This is a genomic window from Novosphingobium sp. 11B, assembly GCF_054589055.1.
Genome location: NZ_BAAILP010000142.1, coordinates 10,954 through 26,869 on the forward strand (window position 1 = coordinate 10,954; position 15,916 = coordinate 26,869).

The 15,916-nt window shown below is 66.0% G+C and carries 22 protein-coding genes; 15 read left to right on the top strand and 7 right to left on the bottom strand.

Features of this window, described 5'->3' with window-relative positions; translation table 11 throughout:
* A partial coding sequence (locus ACYPYD_RS13080; protein WP_459663526.1) for an IclR family transcriptional regulator occupies window positions 1–439 on the top strand: 439 nt, incomplete at its 5' end.
* Window positions 440–500: 61 nt separating this feature from the next.
* On the opposite strand, the gene ACYPYD_RS13085 is transcribed toward ACYPYD_RS13080, so the two are convergent.
* A complete protein-coding gene (locus ACYPYD_RS13085; protein ID WP_008829355.1) occupies window positions 501–809 on the bottom strand; it encodes an alkylphosphonate utilization protein in 309 nt (102 codons plus the stop codon).
* A 120-nt stretch (window positions 810–929) separates the two neighbouring features.
* On the opposite strand from ACYPYD_RS13085, the gene ACYPYD_RS13090 reads away from it, so the two are divergent.
* The 6 genes from ACYPYD_RS13090 to ACYPYD_RS13115 all read left to right on the top strand — a co-directional run bounded on the left by ACYPYD_RS13090 (window position 930) and on the right by ACYPYD_RS13115 (window position 3,874).
* Entirely contained in the window at window positions 930–1,214 is a 285-nt protein-coding gene (locus ACYPYD_RS13090) for a hypothetical protein (RefSeq protein WP_008829356.1), read from the top strand.
* Window positions 1,211–1,954, top strand: coding sequence for a DUF72 domain-containing protein (locus tag ACYPYD_RS13095; protein ID WP_459663528.1), 744 nt, complete (start codon window positions 1,211–1,213; stop codon window positions 1,952–1,954). Before ACYPYD_RS13090 ends, ACYPYD_RS13095 begins: the two co-directional genes overlap by 4 nt.
* 127 nt (window positions 1,955–2,081) lie before the next feature.
* Complete coding sequence (locus tag ACYPYD_RS13100; protein ID WP_211149765.1) at window positions 2,082–2,675, top strand: hypothetical protein; 594 nt, start codon at window positions 2,082–2,084, stop codon at window positions 2,673–2,675.
* A gap of 39 nt (window positions 2,676–2,714) precedes the next feature.
* Window positions 2,715–3,017: a YciI-like protein gene (locus ACYPYD_RS13105; protein ID WP_285021216.1), complete on the top strand. Its 303-nt coding sequence runs from the start codon at window positions 2,715–2,717 to the stop codon at window positions 3,015–3,017.
* On the top strand, window positions 3,014–3,394 hold the full coding sequence (locus ACYPYD_RS13110; protein ID WP_156799898.1) for a DUF4440 domain-containing protein: 381 nt from the start codon (window positions 3,014–3,016) through the stop codon (window positions 3,392–3,394). The genes ACYPYD_RS13105 and ACYPYD_RS13110 overlap by 4 nt, the downstream gene beginning before the upstream one ends.
* A 183-nt stretch (window positions 3,395–3,577) precedes the next feature.
* Window positions 3,578–3,874 carry a hypothetical protein gene (locus ACYPYD_RS13115; RefSeq protein ID WP_036529573.1) on the top strand — a complete coding sequence of 99 codons (297 nt, stop codon included), beginning with the start codon at window positions 3,578–3,580 and terminating at the stop codon, window positions 3,872–3,874.
* 28 nt (window positions 3,875–3,902) lie between these two features.
* On the opposite strand, the gene ACYPYD_RS13120 is transcribed toward ACYPYD_RS13115, so the two are convergent.
* Entirely contained in the window at window positions 3,903–4,397 is a 495-nt protein-coding gene (locus ACYPYD_RS13120) for a hypothetical protein (RefSeq protein WP_211149766.1), read from the bottom strand.
* 203 nt (window positions 4,398–4,600) lie between these two features.
* Entirely contained in the window at window positions 4,601–4,873 is a 273-nt protein-coding gene (locus ACYPYD_RS13125; RefSeq protein WP_036529531.1) for a hypothetical protein, read from the bottom strand.
* 194 nt (window positions 4,874–5,067) lie between these two features.
* Here ACYPYD_RS13125 and ACYPYD_RS13130 point away from each other — a divergent pair, with 194 nt between their 5' ends.
* Window positions 5,068–5,622 (top strand): COG3650 family protein, encoded by a 555-nt coding sequence (locus tag ACYPYD_RS13130; RefSeq protein ID WP_459663530.1) that lies wholly within the window; start codon window positions 5,068–5,070, stop codon window positions 5,620–5,622.
* Here ACYPYD_RS13130 and ACYPYD_RS13135 read toward each other — a convergent pair.
* A complete protein-coding gene (locus tag ACYPYD_RS13135; RefSeq protein ID WP_008832148.1) occupies window positions 5,619–6,047 on the bottom strand; it encodes an OsmC family protein in 429 nt (142 codons plus the stop codon). The genes ACYPYD_RS13130 and ACYPYD_RS13135 overlap by 4 nt on opposite strands.
* Window positions 6,048–6,524: 477 nt before the next feature.
* On the opposite strand from ACYPYD_RS13135, the gene ACYPYD_RS13140 reads away from it, so the two are divergent.
* Window positions 6,525–6,806: a hypothetical protein gene (locus tag ACYPYD_RS13140; RefSeq protein WP_379525409.1), complete on the top strand. Its 282-nt coding sequence runs from the start codon at window positions 6,525–6,527 to the stop codon at window positions 6,804–6,806.
* Window positions 6,807–6,936: 130 nt separating this feature from the next.
* Here ACYPYD_RS13140 and ACYPYD_RS13145 read toward each other — a convergent pair whose 3' ends face one another.
* The 3 genes from ACYPYD_RS13145 to ACYPYD_RS13155 form a co-directional block, all read right to left on the bottom strand.
* Window positions 6,937–8,088, bottom strand: a complete 1,152-nt coding sequence (locus ACYPYD_RS13145; RefSeq protein ID WP_037521038.1) for a glycosyltransferase family 4 protein — start codon at window positions 8,086–8,088, stop codon at window positions 6,937–6,939.
* Window positions 8,089–8,247: 159 nt separating this feature from the next.
* Window positions 8,248–8,790, bottom strand: a complete 543-nt coding sequence (locus tag ACYPYD_RS13150) for a hypothetical protein (RefSeq protein ID WP_008832145.1) — start codon at window positions 8,788–8,790, stop codon at window positions 8,248–8,250.
* Window positions 8,791–9,177: 387 nt separating this feature from the next.
* Window positions 9,178–9,552 carry a hypothetical protein gene (locus tag ACYPYD_RS13155; RefSeq protein WP_008832144.1) on the bottom strand — a complete coding sequence of 125 codons (375 nt, stop codon included), beginning with the start codon at window positions 9,550–9,552 and terminating at the stop codon, window positions 9,178–9,180.
* A 268-nt stretch (window positions 9,553–9,820) separates the two neighbouring features.
* Here ACYPYD_RS13155 and ACYPYD_RS13160 point away from each other — a divergent pair, with 268 nt between their 5' ends.
* The 6 genes from ACYPYD_RS13160 to ACYPYD_RS13185 all read left to right on the top strand — a co-directional run bounded on the left by ACYPYD_RS13160 (window position 9,821) and on the right by ACYPYD_RS13185 (window position 15,873).
* Window positions 9,821–10,084, top strand: coding sequence for a hypothetical protein (locus ACYPYD_RS13160; protein ID WP_036529526.1), 264 nt, complete (start codon window positions 9,821–9,823; stop codon window positions 10,082–10,084).
* Between the two features lie 164 nt (window positions 10,085–10,248).
* Window positions 10,249–10,977, top strand: a complete 729-nt coding sequence (locus tag ACYPYD_RS13165) for a response regulator transcription factor (protein ID WP_008832142.1) — start codon at window positions 10,249–10,251, stop codon at window positions 10,975–10,977.
* Entirely contained in the window at window positions 10,977–12,302 is a 1,326-nt protein-coding gene (locus ACYPYD_RS13170; RefSeq protein WP_008832141.1) for an ATP-binding protein, read from the top strand. The genes ACYPYD_RS13165 and ACYPYD_RS13170 overlap by 1 nt, the downstream gene beginning before the upstream one ends.
* 137 nt (window positions 12,303–12,439) lie before the next feature.
* On the top strand, window positions 12,440–13,129 hold the full coding sequence (locus tag ACYPYD_RS13175; protein WP_008832140.1) for a carbonic anhydrase: 690 nt from the start codon (window positions 12,440–12,442) through the stop codon (window positions 13,127–13,129).
* Window positions 13,126–14,667, top strand: a complete 1,542-nt coding sequence (locus ACYPYD_RS13180) for a SulP family inorganic anion transporter (protein ID WP_459663531.1) — start codon at window positions 13,126–13,128, stop codon at window positions 14,665–14,667. Before ACYPYD_RS13175 ends, ACYPYD_RS13180 begins: the two co-directional genes overlap by 4 nt.
* A gap of 360 nt (window positions 14,668–15,027) precedes the next feature.
* A complete protein-coding gene (locus ACYPYD_RS13185; protein ID WP_459663533.1) occupies window positions 15,028–15,873 on the top strand; it encodes a TorF family putative porin in 846 nt (281 codons plus the stop codon).
* Window positions 15,874–15,916 lie beyond the last annotated feature (43 nt).

Below are 15,916 nucleotides of genomic sequence, written 5' to 3' on the forward strand. Positions count from 1 at the left end.
TGACGGCGATATGGTCACGTACGTGGACCTCGTAGAGAGCCGCAACGTGGTGCGCTATTCGGTCTCGATCGGGGACAGGCGGCCGCTCTACGCGACGGCGGCGGGGCGGGTGCTCCTGTCCATGTGTTCGCCCTCGGCGGTCGATGCCTACCTCAAGCGCGTGACGCTGACGCGGCTGGCGCCGGGGACCGAGATCGACCCCGCCGCGCTGGCGCTGGCAGTCGAGCAGGCCCGCGCGAAAGGGTGCGCCCAGACTGTCGATCAGGCGGCCGAGGGCGTCACCGGTACGGCCTGCGTGGTGCGCGATGCGGCGGGCGAGGTCGTCGGCGCGCTGGTTGCCGCCGCGCCCAGCGCGCGCGCGGCGGGGCGGCTTGACGAACTCGTCCGGCTGGTGCGGGACGAGGCCGCCGCGATCTCGCGCAGTCTGGGGTTCAGGTAGGGCGCGCCCGTTTCATGTCATGTCGTCCTATCCGCGAAGGCAGTCGGCCCGCGGGCATGGTTCACCGCTTGCGCACGAACTCCGCGCGCAGCACCAGCCCCTTGATGCCGGGATAGCGGCAGTCGATCTCCTGCGCATCGCCGGTCAGGCGGATCGCGGGGATCACCGTCCCGCGCTTCAGCGTCTGGCCTGCGCCCTTGACGTCGAGGTCCTTGATCAGCGTCACCGAATCGCCGTCGGCGAGCACATTGCCGACCGCGTCGCGGACTTCCACGGCATCGGCCGCCGCGCGCTTCGCCGTCAGTTCCGAGGCAGGCAGCCATTCGCCGCTGTCCTCGTCGTAGACATAATCCTCGTCGTCGCTTGCCATGATCCATTCTCCTGATGCCTTTGCGCCCTTGGCAGCGCGACGCGCGTTTGACCAGCAGCATGCCGCCTTCGCAGCATCGCAAGCCGGTGCTACGCTGCCTCTTTCCAAGGAGGGCCACGCATGCGCAACCCGACCACCGACTGGATGAAACTCGCCCACGACAGCTACTGGCTCTGGGCGGAATCGCTCATGGTCATGGGCATGCGCACCAGCGACATGATGACCGGCAAGGGCAGCGACCGCGAAAATGCGCTGATGGTCTCGGAAAAGGTCAGGGCCGCCGCCGAAGTGGGCATGATGCTGGCGACGTCGAGTGCATCTCCGAAGACCGCCGGAAAGGCCGTGCGCCATTACCGCCGCAAGGTCACCGCAAACCGTAAACGCCTCGCCCGGAAGAAATCATGAGTGTTCACATCGGCATTGGCGGCTGGACTTACGAGCCATGGCGCGGGCTGTTCTATCCCAAGGGCCTCACCCAGTCGCGCGAACTGGCCTACGTCGGCGAACACCTGACCGGCACCGAGATCAACGCCACCTTCTATCGCGGCCAGAGCGCCGCCAGCTTTGCCAAGTGGCGCGACGCGGTGCCCGGCGGCTTCCGCTTCGCGCTCAAGGGCAGCCGGTACTGCACCAACCGCAAGGACTTGTCCGAGGCGGGCGAGAGCGTGGCGCGGTTCATGGCGCAGGGGCTGGTCGAACTGGGCGACAAGCTGGGCCCGATCAACTGGCAGCTTGCCGCCACCAAGAAGTTCGATGCGGCCGAGATCGCCGCCTTCCTCGCCCTGCTGCCCGCCAGCCACGAGGGCCTGACGGTGCGCCACGCGATCGAGGCACGGCACGAGAGCTTCGACGATTCGGCCTTCTTCGACTTGTGCCGCAAGGCCGGGGTAGCGGTGGTGCTGGCCGATTCGCCCAAATATGCAGTGCTGGATGCGACGGACTGCGCGCCGTTCGTCTACGCCCGCCTTCAGAACGCGCAAGGCGAACTGGAGCAGGGCTATCCGGACGAAGACCTCGGCGCATGGGCAAAGCGTATCGGCGACTGGACCGGACAAGGCCGCGAAGTCTTCGCCTTCTTCATCAACGGCGCGAAGGAGCGGGCGCCTGCTGCGGCAATGAAGCTGATCGAGCAAGTCGGGCGCTGAGGATGCTGCAGGGCGCGACGCCGACAGTCCCCGGAGCGCGAGGGTAATAACCCTCGCATTTTCTTACCCTTGGCATCTTTGTCGATCGCCCCGGCAACCTGAGCGATTGCGATCCGTTTCGGCTATCATGAAACGGATTGCCGCGCTCGCCGCTCTCGTCCTGCTGCCCCTCGCCGCCTGCTCGTCCGGGCCGGAGGAGCCGAGTGTAACCGCTTCCGCGAGCGAGGAGGCTCTGGCCGGCGAGGCCGCGCCTTCGGAGGCTGCGCCCGCCGTCACTCCCGCGAGCGACCCTAAAGTGCTTGGCTTGGAGGGGCTGGGTGACCTGAAGATCGGTCAGCCGGTGCCCAAGGGCAGTTCCTGGGCGTCACGCGGCGCACAGGAAAGCGACAGTTGCACGGCGATCAGCTCGCCTGACTACCCCGGGGTGTATGCCATCGTCACCGAGGGCAAGGTGCGCCGCATCACGCTGGGCGCGAATTCCACGGTCAAGCTGGCCGAGGGTATTGGCGTCGGTGCGACCGAGGGCGACGTGAAGAAGTGGTTCGCCGGTTTCCGCGAGGAGCCGCACAAGTACGAAGCCGCGCCCGCCAAGTACCTGACGGCTCCCAATGCCCGCCCCGGAGAATCGGCGCTGCGCTTCGAGATCAAGTCTGACGGCAAGGTCGGCCTGATCCATGTCGGCGAGATGCCGGTGCTGGCCTATGTGGAAGGCTGTGGCTGAGGGGTTTCCCCGGGTCGTGCCGCCGGGCATGGTCGGGCGATGAACCACTACCTGCTGATCTATCACCTCGCGCCCGGTTACCTCGAGCGCCGGGCCGAATTTCGCGCCGCGCATCTGGACCTCGCATGGCAGGCGGCCGAGCGCGGCGAACTGTTGCTTGGCGGCGCGGTCGAGGATCCGCTCGATACGGCGATGCTGCTGTTCGCCGGCGAGGGGCCGGAAGCTGCGGAGGCTTTCGCCGAGGCCGACCCTTATGTGACCGAGGGCTTGGTCGAGCGCTGGAACGTCCGGCGCTGGGTGACCGTCGTGGGCAAAGAGGCTTCGGTTCCGGTGAGGCCGTGAGCGAACTGGCGATCCGCAGCCGCCGAGCCGCCTTCAACAGGGCCATTGCGGACGGCGATGCGGCGGCGATCGGGCCAATGCTGGCGCGCGACTGCGTCATGGTTACCGGCACCGACAGCGCCGTGATCGCGGGCCGGATGGCGCAAGTGAAAGTCTGGCGGCGTGAGTTCGGCCATTCCGGGCGGATGGTCTATGTTCGCACGTCCGAAAGCGTGGCCATTTCTTCCGCCGAGCCGATCGCCATGGAGCACGGACGCTGGTACGGAACGCAAGGTGGTTCGGAAATTCCCGGAGCCTCGGGCACTTACGCCGCCAAGTGGCGCGAAGTGGCGGGAGAATGGGTAATCGAAGCCGAAATCTTCGTGACGTTTTCGTGACGGGGTGTGACGCATGGCATGAAATCGTTTCCTAAGGCGGGTGAGTTCGATTAAGGAGCCGCCCGCAACCCGGCGCGCCGGTCGAGCGCTCCGGGCAATTCCCGAGGATGTTCGATGCCTGGCAGCCGGCTCTCCGGACCGCGCGCAATCCTTGCGTGCGGGCGGGGGCATAAGGACGTGTCGATGAAGCAGGATGTCGCCGGAGAAGCTCTGCTGCGTGATACCGGCAAGCTCTGGGTCGAGGCCGGATCGGTGATCGCGCTGCGCACCGCCCGCATCGGCTGGGGCGATCCTCTGGCGGGCGACGAGATGGTCCGCATGGTCACCGAAAAGGTCTGGGCGGGCTGGGAAGTCGGCATGGCGCTGGCGACCGGGCAGTTCGGGCACGATCCCGAGACGGTGTGCCGCCGCACGGTGAACCACTATCGCCGCGCCGTACGCAAGAACCTGCGCCGCCTTTCGGCGAACGATCAGGCCTGATCCAAATCCTTCCGTCGGCCTCTGTCCCTCAGGGCGTGTTCTCGGCCGACAGTACGTCCTGAGCTGCATCGGCGGCGCGCGCTGCTGCGTCGGCAGCGGCGTCTGCACGAGGGGCTGCCGGTGATGGGGCCGGTGACCGGTCGGGTGCCGGCTGGCTACCCTCCGCAGCGTAGCCCTCGCCTTGATAGGGAGCATGGCTGCCGTATTGGCGACGTTCCCAGGCACCATCGTCATAGTCGTCCGGCGGGCCGTAACCGTAAGGCGCGTAGTCCTGCTGCGGTCCGGGCGGCATCGGCGGTCCGGCGTCGTCGGAGCCCCGACCGAAGGGCCAGGCGGGAGAATTGAGGGCGGACAGGCCCTCATCCAGCCACGAGCGCCGGGCAGGCGAGCTGTCTTCCAGAGTGGCGGAGCGATGCGATTGGGGCTGGGAGAATCGCGGCATCGCGCCGGTCGTCATGACGGCGAAGGCCGCGCCGGCGATACCGCCGACCACCAGCAACAGGGCGAACTTGGCTCCACTCATCGGTTCGGGCCACGGCTGTCTTGCATGATGGCGGGGTATCCCGTCGCAGCTGTCGGCCTGCTGAACGCAAAGAAAAAGGCGCCGTCCCGCACGGAGGGGGACGGCGCCTGGTTCGGCGCTCAGCGGCTACCCGGGCGTTGGGAGAGGAGGACTGCCCGGAAGAAGCGCGAGCGCGCGATCAGTATGCCCGATCGGTAGCTCGATTACTCGCCGAGGTGCAGCTTGGCGGCTTCGGCGGTCGTGAACGAGACGTAACGGCTGTTGTAGGTGCCGGTCACGCGGCCGCCCTTGACGTAGAGGCGGAAGGGGATGCCGGCCGAGGTCGCGCCGTCGATCACGGTAACCTTGCCCTTCTGGGCAGTGGTGTAGTTGTAGTTGACGCCTTCGTGCGAGAATTCGCGGCTGTCGTCGGCCTGGGCGACGGCGGGAACGGCGAGGAGAGCAACGGCGGCAGAGGCGAGAACAGTCTTGAACATGGCAAAATCCTTAGATTCTGGATGAGGCTGGATCGCCTCGGGCGACGTTTATCTTGTGCGCTGCAGCAAAAGCGGATGTTGAACGGGAGTGCAATTTCAATACCCGAACCGGATGTTGCAAGTTTTGCAACTATCAGACAATGTGCCTGATTTTTAAGCAAATCGGCGTTGCCAGGCGCGAAGGAAAAACAGACATGACCGCAAATTCATCATCGTCGGGTCAGGGAATCAGCCGAATCACACCGTCGGCCTATCGAATCGCATGCGAAAGTTTGCCCGCCGGCCGGGAGAGGCGTACCGTGCAACTCATGTCGAGCATCAGACCGTACCGGGCGAGCGCACTGCTGGCCATTTTCGCAGTTGCAGCATGTCATTCCGCTTCGGACGGGTTGCCCGGTGATCCTGCCGATCATCGGCCGTGGAACGGCATCGCCGTCACGGAGACCGTGCACTTCGTCGGTACGGAGCCGTTCTGGGGCGGGCAGGTCGCGTCCTCGCGCCTGACGTATACAACCCCGGATAATGCCGAAGGCGAAACAGTGCCGGTCACCCGCTTCGCCGGTCGCGGCGGGGTTTCGTTCAGCGGAAAGCTGTCGGGCGGTGCGGCGACGCTGGCGGTCACGCCGTCGGCCTGCAGCGACGGCATGTCGGATACGCGCTATCCCTTTACCATCACATTGCAGATCGGCGAGGAAACGCGGCAGGGCTGCGGCTGGACCGACCGCAGCCCGCGCACGGGCAGCAATTAGTCGCCGAGCGACTTTTCGAGCGTGATCTCGCAGTTCAGCAGCTTGGAGATCGGGCAGCCGGCCTTGGCTTCGTCGGCGATGCTGGCGAAGTCCTCGGGCGTGATGCCGGGTATGGACGCGGTGAGAGTCAGGGCCGACTTGGTGACGGAGAAGCCGTCGCCGTCCTTGTCGAGCGTGACCGTGCACTGGGTGTCGAGGGTGCCTTCGGCGTGTCCTGCGCGGGCGAGCGCGAAGCTGGTCGCCATGGTGAAGCAGGCGGCGTGCGCGGCGGCGATCAGTTCCTCGGGGTTGGTGCCGGGCTGGCCTTCGAAGCGGGTGCCGAAGCCGTAGGGCTGGTCTGACAACACGCCCGAGCGCGTGGTGATCGAGCCCTTGCCGTCTTTGCCGAGACCGACATAACGGGCGGAAGCGGTATTGGTGGTCATGTCGAGGTTCCCCTGGTGCTGATGCTACTGCTGGCGGGCCGAAGTGGCGCTGGCTGCAACGCCGGGGCTCTGTACAGGTTCCGAAAGTCTGCCGCGTGACGATGCCGCAGCGGGTTTGGCGAGCCTCGCGTTGCAGCACGAGGCTACGCCCGGGCGATGCTTCCTGTAAGAGCCTTTTACGCCTTGGCACCGGGCAGGGGGCGCGGCGCCCTCACATCCCGCCGAAAGCGGGGCTGATGCCCGTGATACCATGCGGTACACCAATCGTTGCGCACCGCAAAAAGCGCAGAAATCCTAAGCTTCTTGAGGATTGTTCGCTTTGTCGCGGTGGGTGCGCATGGTACCTCTCGGCTTGTGAGATGACGGCCCGCGACGACGGTGCCGCACCGGAAGAGGATAGTTGTCATGAAGCGATTCCTGACAGCATTGCAGGTAGGGTTTGCCCTGTCGGCAATGGCTTTCCCGTCAGCAATGGCGATGACCGGAACCGGTCATGCTGCCGAAGTGTCCGTCGAGGCGGATGCGATGACCGGTGCGTACTACATGCGCGACAGCCTGGTTCCCCGAGCGGACGATCTCGCCTTGCTACAGCGCAAGCCCGCGCTCTACCTTGCCAGTTTCAACGACGGCATGGCGACGGTGGCCTATTCGCTGGAGAACGGGCGGATCGTCTACCGGGTGGTCACCGGCGAGATCGGGGATGGTGCCCGGGCCGAGATCGACCGCGCGCTGGTCCGTCTGCAGCGCAAGGTCGCATGACGGTATAAAAAGAGAAGACGCAGGGAGAACGCGCGCGAAGGTCGGCTGGGCCTTTGCGCAGAGCCGAGGGAAGGGGAGAAGCGCAAGGCGCGGCGGGTAGCCACCACCGCCGCGCCTTGTTGCTATGTGCTCAGGCGCGCGCCTTCTGGCGGATCAGGCGCACGTAGGTATCGGCGACGGCCTGGTTTATGCGGTCCCAGCTGAACTCGCCGGCACGCGCGACGCCGGCGGCGCCATGGGTGCGTCGCAGTTCGGTATCTTCGATATAGCCTTTCAGCGCTTCGGCGAACTGGTGCACGGCGCCGGGCGGGATCAGGCGGCCCGAGACGCGGTCGTCGACGAGGCTCTGGCTGCCGGTGGCGGCCGCCGCGACGACGGGCAGCCCGCAGGCCATGGCCTCGAGCGTGACGTTGCCGAAAGTCTCGGTGACCGAGGGGTTGAACAGCACGTCCATCGAGGCGACCGCGCGGCCGAGGTCGGCGCCGCCCTGGAAGCCGACGAAGGCAGCGCCGGGAAGACGTTCCTCGAACCATTCGCGCGCAGGCCCCTGGCCGATCACCAGAACCTTGTGGGCGATGCCCTTGCGGCGCAGTTCGTCGAGCGTGTCCGAGAACACGTCGAGCCCCTTTTCCATCACCAGTCGGCCGAGGAAGCCGATGGCGACTTCATGGTCGGCGATGCCGTGGCTGCGGCGCCATTCGAGGTCGCGGCGGCCGGGGTTGAATATCTCGTGATCGACGCCGCGCGACCAGATCGAGACATCGTAGTTCATGCGCTGCTCGCGCAGGAGCTGCGCCATGCTTTCCGAAGGCGCGACAAGGGCGTTGCAGCGGCGATAGAAGCGGCGCAGGATCGCCTCGACCACCGGCTCGCCCCAGGCCATGTTGTAGTAGCGCAGGTAGGTTTCGAACCGGGTATGGACCGAGGACAGCACCGGAATGGTCCGGTTGCGTGCCCAGGTCACCGCCTGGTGGCCGACCGGGTCGGGCGAAGAGACGTGCACCACATTCGGCGCGAACTTCGCGAGGTCGCGGCGGGCCTTGCCCGAGATCGAGAACGGAACGCGGTATTCCGGACGTCCGGGAATCGCGAAGGAACGCACGCTGATAAGATCGCCGGTCGGCTCGAACGCGGGCTCGGCCACGGTCGGCGCGTAGACGCGAACCTGCGCGCCCTGGCGCAGGAGGTAGCCGACGAGACGATTGAGCGCTTGGTTGGCGCCGTCGCGGACGTAGTTGTAGTTGCCCGAGAACAGGGCGATGCGCAGATCTGCGGTGTCCATGATGGAGCGCCCCATAGCCGCCCCGGCCGCACTTGGCGAGGGTGCATGATGAGGCGCTCCCCGATGGATTTCATGGCCGTATGCATTGGGGGCGAGGGAGGCCGCGAACGGTCTGCCATCGATCGGGCAGCCGTCCGCGGAAAGCATCGCAGCTATGCTTCAGCGACGATAATCGCGGTCGCGCCAGCGGCGGTCGTCTCGCCGGTCGTCTCTGCGGTCATCGCGGCGATCCCAGCGTCCGTCACGGCGATCCCAGCGGCGATCGTCACGACGGTCCCAGCGATCCCGACGATCGTATTGCCTGTCCCGGCGCCAGTCGCGGCCACGGTCCCAGCGATTGCCGCCGTCGCGCCAACGATCACGATACCACGGCGAATAGTCCCGGTCGTAGTAGCGATCGCGATAATAGCGGTTGGGGTAGCCGTCGTAGTAATAATAATACCCGGGACGGTCGCGCACGGTGACGTAGCGGCGCGAGCCCCAGTAGCCGCGATCGTAGTAATTGCGATCACCGCGGTCGGCGATCGCGGCGCCGAGGGCAAGGCCGATCACGCCCGCACCGATGGCAATGGCGGCAGTGTCGTCACCGCGCCCGTAGTAGCGGTCTCGCGCCTGGGCTGGCGATGTGGTCACCAGCACCGAGGCGGCGAGTGCGGCCCCCAGCGCGAGTTTTTTCCCGAAGGATTTCAAATTTATACTCATGACGTGACGTCTCCCTTTCCGGGCCGACCGGGTAACGGCGGTAGCGGTGGGCACGCTGGAAACATGGGCCGGATGGACTGAACCGGAAGTGAATTTGTCGCGAGGTGTATCGGGCGTGCGGCGAGCCGTGCGCCAGGGCGTGATCGTGTTCGGCTAAAACACCGTTCGTGATCCCCGCGAAGGCGGGAACCCATCTGACGCTCATGCAGCAGGCGCCGTCAGGAGATGGGTTCCCGCCTTCGCGGGAATGACAATAATACGGTTAAAGTCGATCTCGCTCTAACGGCACATGCGAAGACGCCCGGCCGAGGAGGAGGGGCCGGGCGTCTCGCGAAGTCGGGGAGGGGCCGAAAGGGGCGTCACCCGGCTTCGCTGGTATTCGATCGATCAGTAACCGCGGCGCCAGTCACCCCGGTCGCCGTAGTAGCCGCGGCGCTGATCGTCGCGGTGATCGCGGTTGTAGCGATCGTAGTCGCCGCGCGAGTAGCGGTTGCCGTCGCCATTCCAGTAGTAGCCGTCGCGATAGGACCAGCTCGAACCGTAGTAGCGGTCGTCGTAGCGGGCATTGTCGTAACGGTCGTGGTCGCGGCTGGACGAGGCGGCGATGGCGCCGACGGCAAGGCCCAGAATGCCCGCGCCGATGGCGACGGCGGCGGTGTTGTCGCCGCCCCGGTGCCAGTCGCGCGCCATCGCCGGCGTCGTGGTGGCAAGAGCGGTGGCGGCGAGGCCGACGGCCAGCGCGGTCTTCTTGAAAATGGTCATGGCTTCAACTCCTTGTTCGGGGTGGCGGATCAAGGAAGCCGTTGTCCCCGTGTGAAGTTTGGTATAAGCCCCGGCTCCTGAACCGGATCGAAGCGGATCTGGCAGAATCCATTCACGATTGTACGCAATTGTATGCGTAGCGGTACATGGGGCGATGCGGGGCTGCAGATGAAGCGGTTCCAGACATGTTTCGTCACGCGTCCGCCCGAAACGTGACACGCGGGCTCCCCAATCTGGCGTCATTGCATTGCCAGATTGGAGAATACCAATGATTTCCGCCGCTCTTCTTGCCCTTGTTTCACTTTCCACGCCCGCTTCGGCATCGCTCGCTACTGCCTATGCCGGTGACAGCGTCGCCGCCTCGAAGGGCCATCCGACCATCGTGGCGCGCGCGCAGGGCAAGGCTTCGGCTCCGACCGTCTGCCATCCTGACCCGTCCAAGGGCCGCGCCTGCCGTCACGCCGTCGTCCAGGCCGAGCAGGCAGAGCGTCCGATTCTGGCAGTCGCCGATGCGGCCGTGACCAAGGACTGACGCATCCGCCGCCTTGGCCTTTTGTGCAGATTTGCTGCGCGAAAGAGGGTGGCAGGACAATTTCCGACCGGCGCGGTTTGCCTGACCGCGCCGGTTGCCTATAGACAGCAGAGACAACCAGCACGATGACGGTCGCCCCCCGCTACAGACACCCGCACGAGACTATGACAACCCCTTCCACCATTCTGCTCGTCGAGGACGATGGCGCGTTGCGCACCCTGACCGCGCGAGCGTTGCGCCAGAGCGGTTTCAACGTGCTCACCGCCGCCACCGGCGCGGAGATGTGGGTGACCCTGCGCGAGGCGACGGTCAGCCTGGTCGTGCTCGACATCATGCTGCCGGGCACCAGCGGCTTCGACCTGTTCCGCCGCCTGCGCCGCGAAAGCGACGTGCCGATCATCTTCGTCAGTGCGCGCGGCAGCGAGGAAGACCGCGTGCTCGGCCTTGAACTGGGCGCCGACGATTACCTCGCCAAGCCTTTCAGCACCCGCGAACTGGCTGCGCGCGTCAGCGCCGTCCTGCGGCGCGGCGGCGGTCTCGATTCGACCAGCGAGCCGGTGCCCGAGATGCGGTCCGCCGATTCGATCCGGTTCGACGGCTGGGAAGTCTCGATGGCGCGGCGCGAACTGCGCTCGCCCAGCGGTGCGATCGTCGATCTGACCGGCGCCGAGTTCGACCTGCTCTCCACTTTCCTGGGATACCCGCAGCGAGTGCTCGGGCGTGAACGCCTGATGGAGCTTTCGCGCTCGCGCATTGGCGACAGTTCGGATCGCTCGATCGACGTGCTCGTCAGCCGCCTGCGCCGCAAGCTGCAGGCCGAGGGCTCCGAATCCCCGATCGTCACCGTTCGCGGTGTTGGCTACATGTTCAAGGCGGAAGTGATCCGCACCTGATGGCAGGCAGGTTCGTCGCCCTGTTCAGGCGGATGGGCCTGCCCGAGCGGCTGCTCGCGGTGCTGCTGGTCGTCGTCATTATCGACTTCGTGGCGAACTCTTTCCTGTTCGAGCGTGTCGATTCCTTCATGCTGCGGCGCGACGATGCTGAGCGCATCGCCGAGAACCTCGTCCTCGCGCGCCGGACGATGGAACATGCCGAGGCGGGCGAGCGCGACCAGATCGCCCACGTCCTCAGTACCGACCGCTTCCAGCTGCACTGGTTCGCACCCGGCACCCGCCGCCGCGGTAGCCTAGGGCTGACCAACCTGCGCGCGCAGGTCGTCGCCCTTCAGCCCGAACTCGCCATGGCCGATCTCGAGCTTCACCTCGAGGAGCTGCCGGGCAAGGGGAACATCGGCGGTTCGATCCGGCTTTCCGACAACAGCCTCGTGAAGTTCCATACGCATGCGAAGTCGGCGTGGAAGCTGACGCTGGGCCGGATCGCCGGGCTGGTGCTGCCCACGCTGCTGCTCTTCGCGCTTGCCTGGGTGCTGGTACGCACCACGCTCAAGCCCCTGCGCACCCTGATCGGCGCGACCCGCCATCTCGGCTCCGGTCCGCCGCGTCCGGTGCCCGAACGCGGACCAGACGAGCTGCGCGAACTGATCCGCGCGCTGAACGAGATGCAGGAACGCATCCACCAGTCGCTGGTGGATCGCACCCAGACGATGCTGGCGATCGGACATGATCTCAAGACCCCGCTCGCGCGCATGAGGCTGCGGCTCGACGACGAGAGCGTCGATCCCGAAGTGCGCGACGGCCTGAACCACGACATCGACGAGATGCGCATGCTGCTCGATTCGATCCAGGCTTATGTCGACAGCGACGGCCGCTCGATCCCGGCGGAGCGCATCGACATCGCGGTCATGGCCGAAACACTGGTCGATACCGCTGCCGATCATGGCGCCGACGCGACCTATTCCGGCGTGTCCAGCCTCGAAGTCAAAGTGCGCCCCGTCCCGATCCGCCGCGCCTTGTCGAACCTCATCGAGAACGCGCTGCATTACGGCGGCAATGTTCGCGTCAGCGTGCGCCGGGACGGAGGAGCGGTGGAGATCACCGTCGACGATGACGGGCCCGGCATCCCCGACGATCGCATCACCGACGCGCTCCAGCCTTTCGTCCGCCTCGACACGGCGCGGGCGCGGGACACCGCCGGAATGGGCCTCGGCCTGCCGATCGTGCGCAAGGCCGTGCGCACGGAAAACGGCACCCTGGACTTGCGCAACCGGCCCGAAGGCGGACTGCGGGCGACCATCCGCCTGCCCATGGGTACGGACTGACCCGGAGTTCACACACGCTGCATCGCAGCAAACTTTCGTAACGTTCGCGCACGCTCAGCGACAAGCGCGGCACCTAGCTTTCCACAGTGAGCCGCAGTGCGTGCGCTGACGGCAGTGGATAAAAGAAAGGTGTTCCAGTGAACGAACTGATCGGTCGCGTCTTCAACTTCGAGAAGACCCTCTTCCCCGCCAGCAGCGAGTTGTTCGGCAAGCTGACCACGCACGGCCAGTCGCCCAAGGCGCTGATGATCTCGTGCGCCGATTCGCGCATCGTGCCCGAGCAGATCATGCAGGCCGAGCCCGGCGATCTGTTTGTCTGCCGCAACGCCGGAAACATCGTGCCGCCTTACGCGACGCTCAACGGCGGCGTCACCTCGACCGTCGAATATGCGGTCATGGCGCTCGGCGTGCGTGACATCATCGTCTGCGGCCACTCGGACTGCGGCGCGATGAAGGCGCTGTCCGATCCCACCGGCCTCGAGGCGATGCCGAACGTCGCCGCCTGGCTCAAGCACGGCGCCGCGGCCGAGAACATCGTCAGCGCCTGCCATTCCGACCTTCAGGGCAAGGACCGCGTCCGCGCGATCACGCTGGAGAACATCATCGCCCAGATCAGCCACTTGCGCACGCATCCGGCCGTTGCTGCGGGCATCGCGCGCGGCGAGATCACGCTGCATGGCTGGATGGTCGACATTCACGCCGGTCAGGTCCTTGGCCTCAACGGCGACACCGGCGAGTTCGTGCCGCTGCGCGAAGACCGTGACCTGCCGGTTGCTCTCGCCGCCCGCAGCCGTTTTGCCACCGAATACGCAGAAGCGGCAGAATGACCTCGGTTTCCTCAGGCGTGGGAGACGGCCGCCAAGGCCTCTTCTCCCACTTCGGCCGCGATTTCACGGCGTCGATCGTCGTGTTCCTGGTCGCCATGCCGCTGTGCATGGGCATCGCCATCGCTTCGGGCGTGCCGCCTGAAAGGGGCCTCGTCACCGGCATCATCGGCGGCGTGGTCGTCGGCCTGGTGGCGGGTTCGCCGCTGCAGGTCAGCGGCCCGGCGGCCGGCCTTGCGGTCATCGTCTTCGAGTTCGTTCGCGAGAACGGACTCGAGGCGCTTGGTCCCGTGCTGCTTCTGGCAGGCGTGCTCCAGCTGATTGCCGGTGCGCTCAGGCTCGGCGGGCTGTTCCGCGCGATCAGCCCGGCTGTCGTTCACGGGATGCTGGCGGGTATCGGCGCGCTGATCGTCATCGGCCAGTTCCACATCCTGTTCGACGCGAAACCGCTGTCGAGTGGCCTCCAGAACCTCGCGGCGATGCCCGCGCGCGTTTTTGGCCTCGACTTCACCAACGCTGCTGCAACCGAAATGGCGCTGCTGATCGGCGTGCTGACGATCACCGTCATGCTCGCGTGGGAAAAGCTGCGTCCCAAGTCGATGGGTCTGGTTCCTGGCGCGCTGCTCGGCGTGGTTTCCGCCACGGCGGTTGCCTGGGGCATGGGCCTGGACGTCGCCCGCATCGAGGTGCCTGCCTCGATCGCCTCGGCTTTCAGTCTGCCGACCAGCGCCGCCTGGTTCGCGCCGCTGAGCCAGCCCGCGCTGCTCGTCGCAGCTGTCGCCATCGCCTTCATCGCCAGCGCCGAAACGCTGCTCTCGGCGGCTGCCGTCGATCGCATGCATGACGGCGTGCGTACCCACTACGACAAGGAACTGCGCGCGCAGGGCATCGGCAACTTCCTGTGCGGCGTCTTCGGCGCATTGCCGATGACGGGCGTGATCGTGCGCTCATCGGCGAACGTGCAGGCAGGTGCAAAGACCCGCCTCTCGACGATCTTCCATGGCGTGTGGATCCTCGGTTTCGTCGCGTTGCTGCCCTGGCTGCTGCGCGAAGTGCCGATGGCCGCGCTCGGCGGCGTTCTGGTCGTCACCGGCTGGAAGCTCGTCAGCCTCAAGCACGTCACGCACCTGTTCAAGGCGCATGGTCCGCTGCCCGCAGCGATCTGGGCCGCGACCTTCGTGCTGGTGGTCACCACCGACCTGCTGACCGGCGTGCTCGTCGGCCTGGCGCTCTCGGTCGTCGAGCTGCTGCCGCACTACAAGCACCTGCGGCTCAAGGTCGCCGAGCATGACGAGGGCGAGGCGACCCGCGTGGAACTGAACGGTGCGGCCACCTTCGTCGGGCTCACTCGCCTGAACGCGGTGCTGGAGAAGCAGCCGGCGAACCGTCCGGTCCACCTCGACCTAGGCTTGGTCAAGGCGATGGACCATACCACGGCGGAGACGCTGTCCGAATGGATCAGCCGCCGCCGCCAGGGTGGCCAGCGCGACCGGATCACCGGTCCCGATGCCATCCTGCGCCCGCTGCCGCTGGCCAGCTGACGATCTGATCGAACACCTGGCGGGCCGGGAACCCTCACACCCGGCCCTCTAACCTACGGGCGGAGCGCGTAAGCGTTTCCGCCCGCTTTCTTTTGCACGGTGCCGTTTTCTGATCGCAGAGCGAATTGGCCTGCATAGATACTCGGCAATATCGTGACGGCGTGCTTGTGTTGCTACGCAACCACACTTGTTGCGCTGCAGAATTCAGCAACAGTTCGTTACGATAAGGCAAGAATATAGACAGGTCGGCGCCATATCCATGAACCTGCCGGCATGAAACGGGCTCGCCACGCAGCGGAGCCCGGCTTGCAGGCCGCAGGACGGAACATGCTACAACAGTAACATGAGGGTGTTCCGACTATGAAGTTTCGTCTCTTTGCCGGCGTCGCCGGCCTCGCAGCCGCGTTTGCTGCGACTCCCGCGATGGCGCAGGAGGAAGCCCCCAGCGAATTCACCATCGCGGGCAGCGTCGGGCTCGTCACCGACTACCGTTTCCGCGGTGTGTCGCAGTCCGACAAGGAACTCGCGGTGCAGGGCGGCGTCTCGGTTACGCATGAAAGCGGGCTCTACGTCGGCACCTGGGGTTCGAACCTTTCGGGCTGGGGCACTTTCGGCGGCTCGAACACCGAACTCGACATCTACGGCGGTTTCGCGGCCGAAGTGACGCCGGGCGTGAAGGTGGACGTCGGCGTGACCTGGTACATGTACCCGGGCGGCTCGGACATCACCGATTTCGCCGAACCCTACGTCAAGGTTTCGGGCTCGGTCGGTCCGGCAAACCTGCTCGTCGGCGCGGCCTATGCGCCCAAGCAGGAAGCGCTGGGTCGCTGGTATCTGGACGCCGATTCCTACGCGACCGGCATTCCCGATGCACCCGGCGCCAAGTCGGACAACTTCTACCTCTGGGGCGATGCCAGCACTGGCATTCCCAACACGCCGCTGACCCTGAAGGCACACCTGGGCTATTCGAACGGCAACTCCGGCCTTGGCCCCAACGGCACCAGCGTGGCGCCGACGGGCAGTTATCTCGACTGGATGCTCGGCGCGGACCTCGCGGTTGGTCCGGTCGTGCTCGGCGTGGCTTATGTCGATACCGACATCTCGAAGGCGGAATCGGCCTATCTGAAGCCCAATTTCTCGTCGAGCAAGAACGGTTCGCAGATCTCCGGTTCGACCGTGGTGTTCTCGCTTTCCGCAGCGTTCTGATCACTCGGCCTTGCGGGGCAAACGGGGGGAGGGCCGGCCGGGC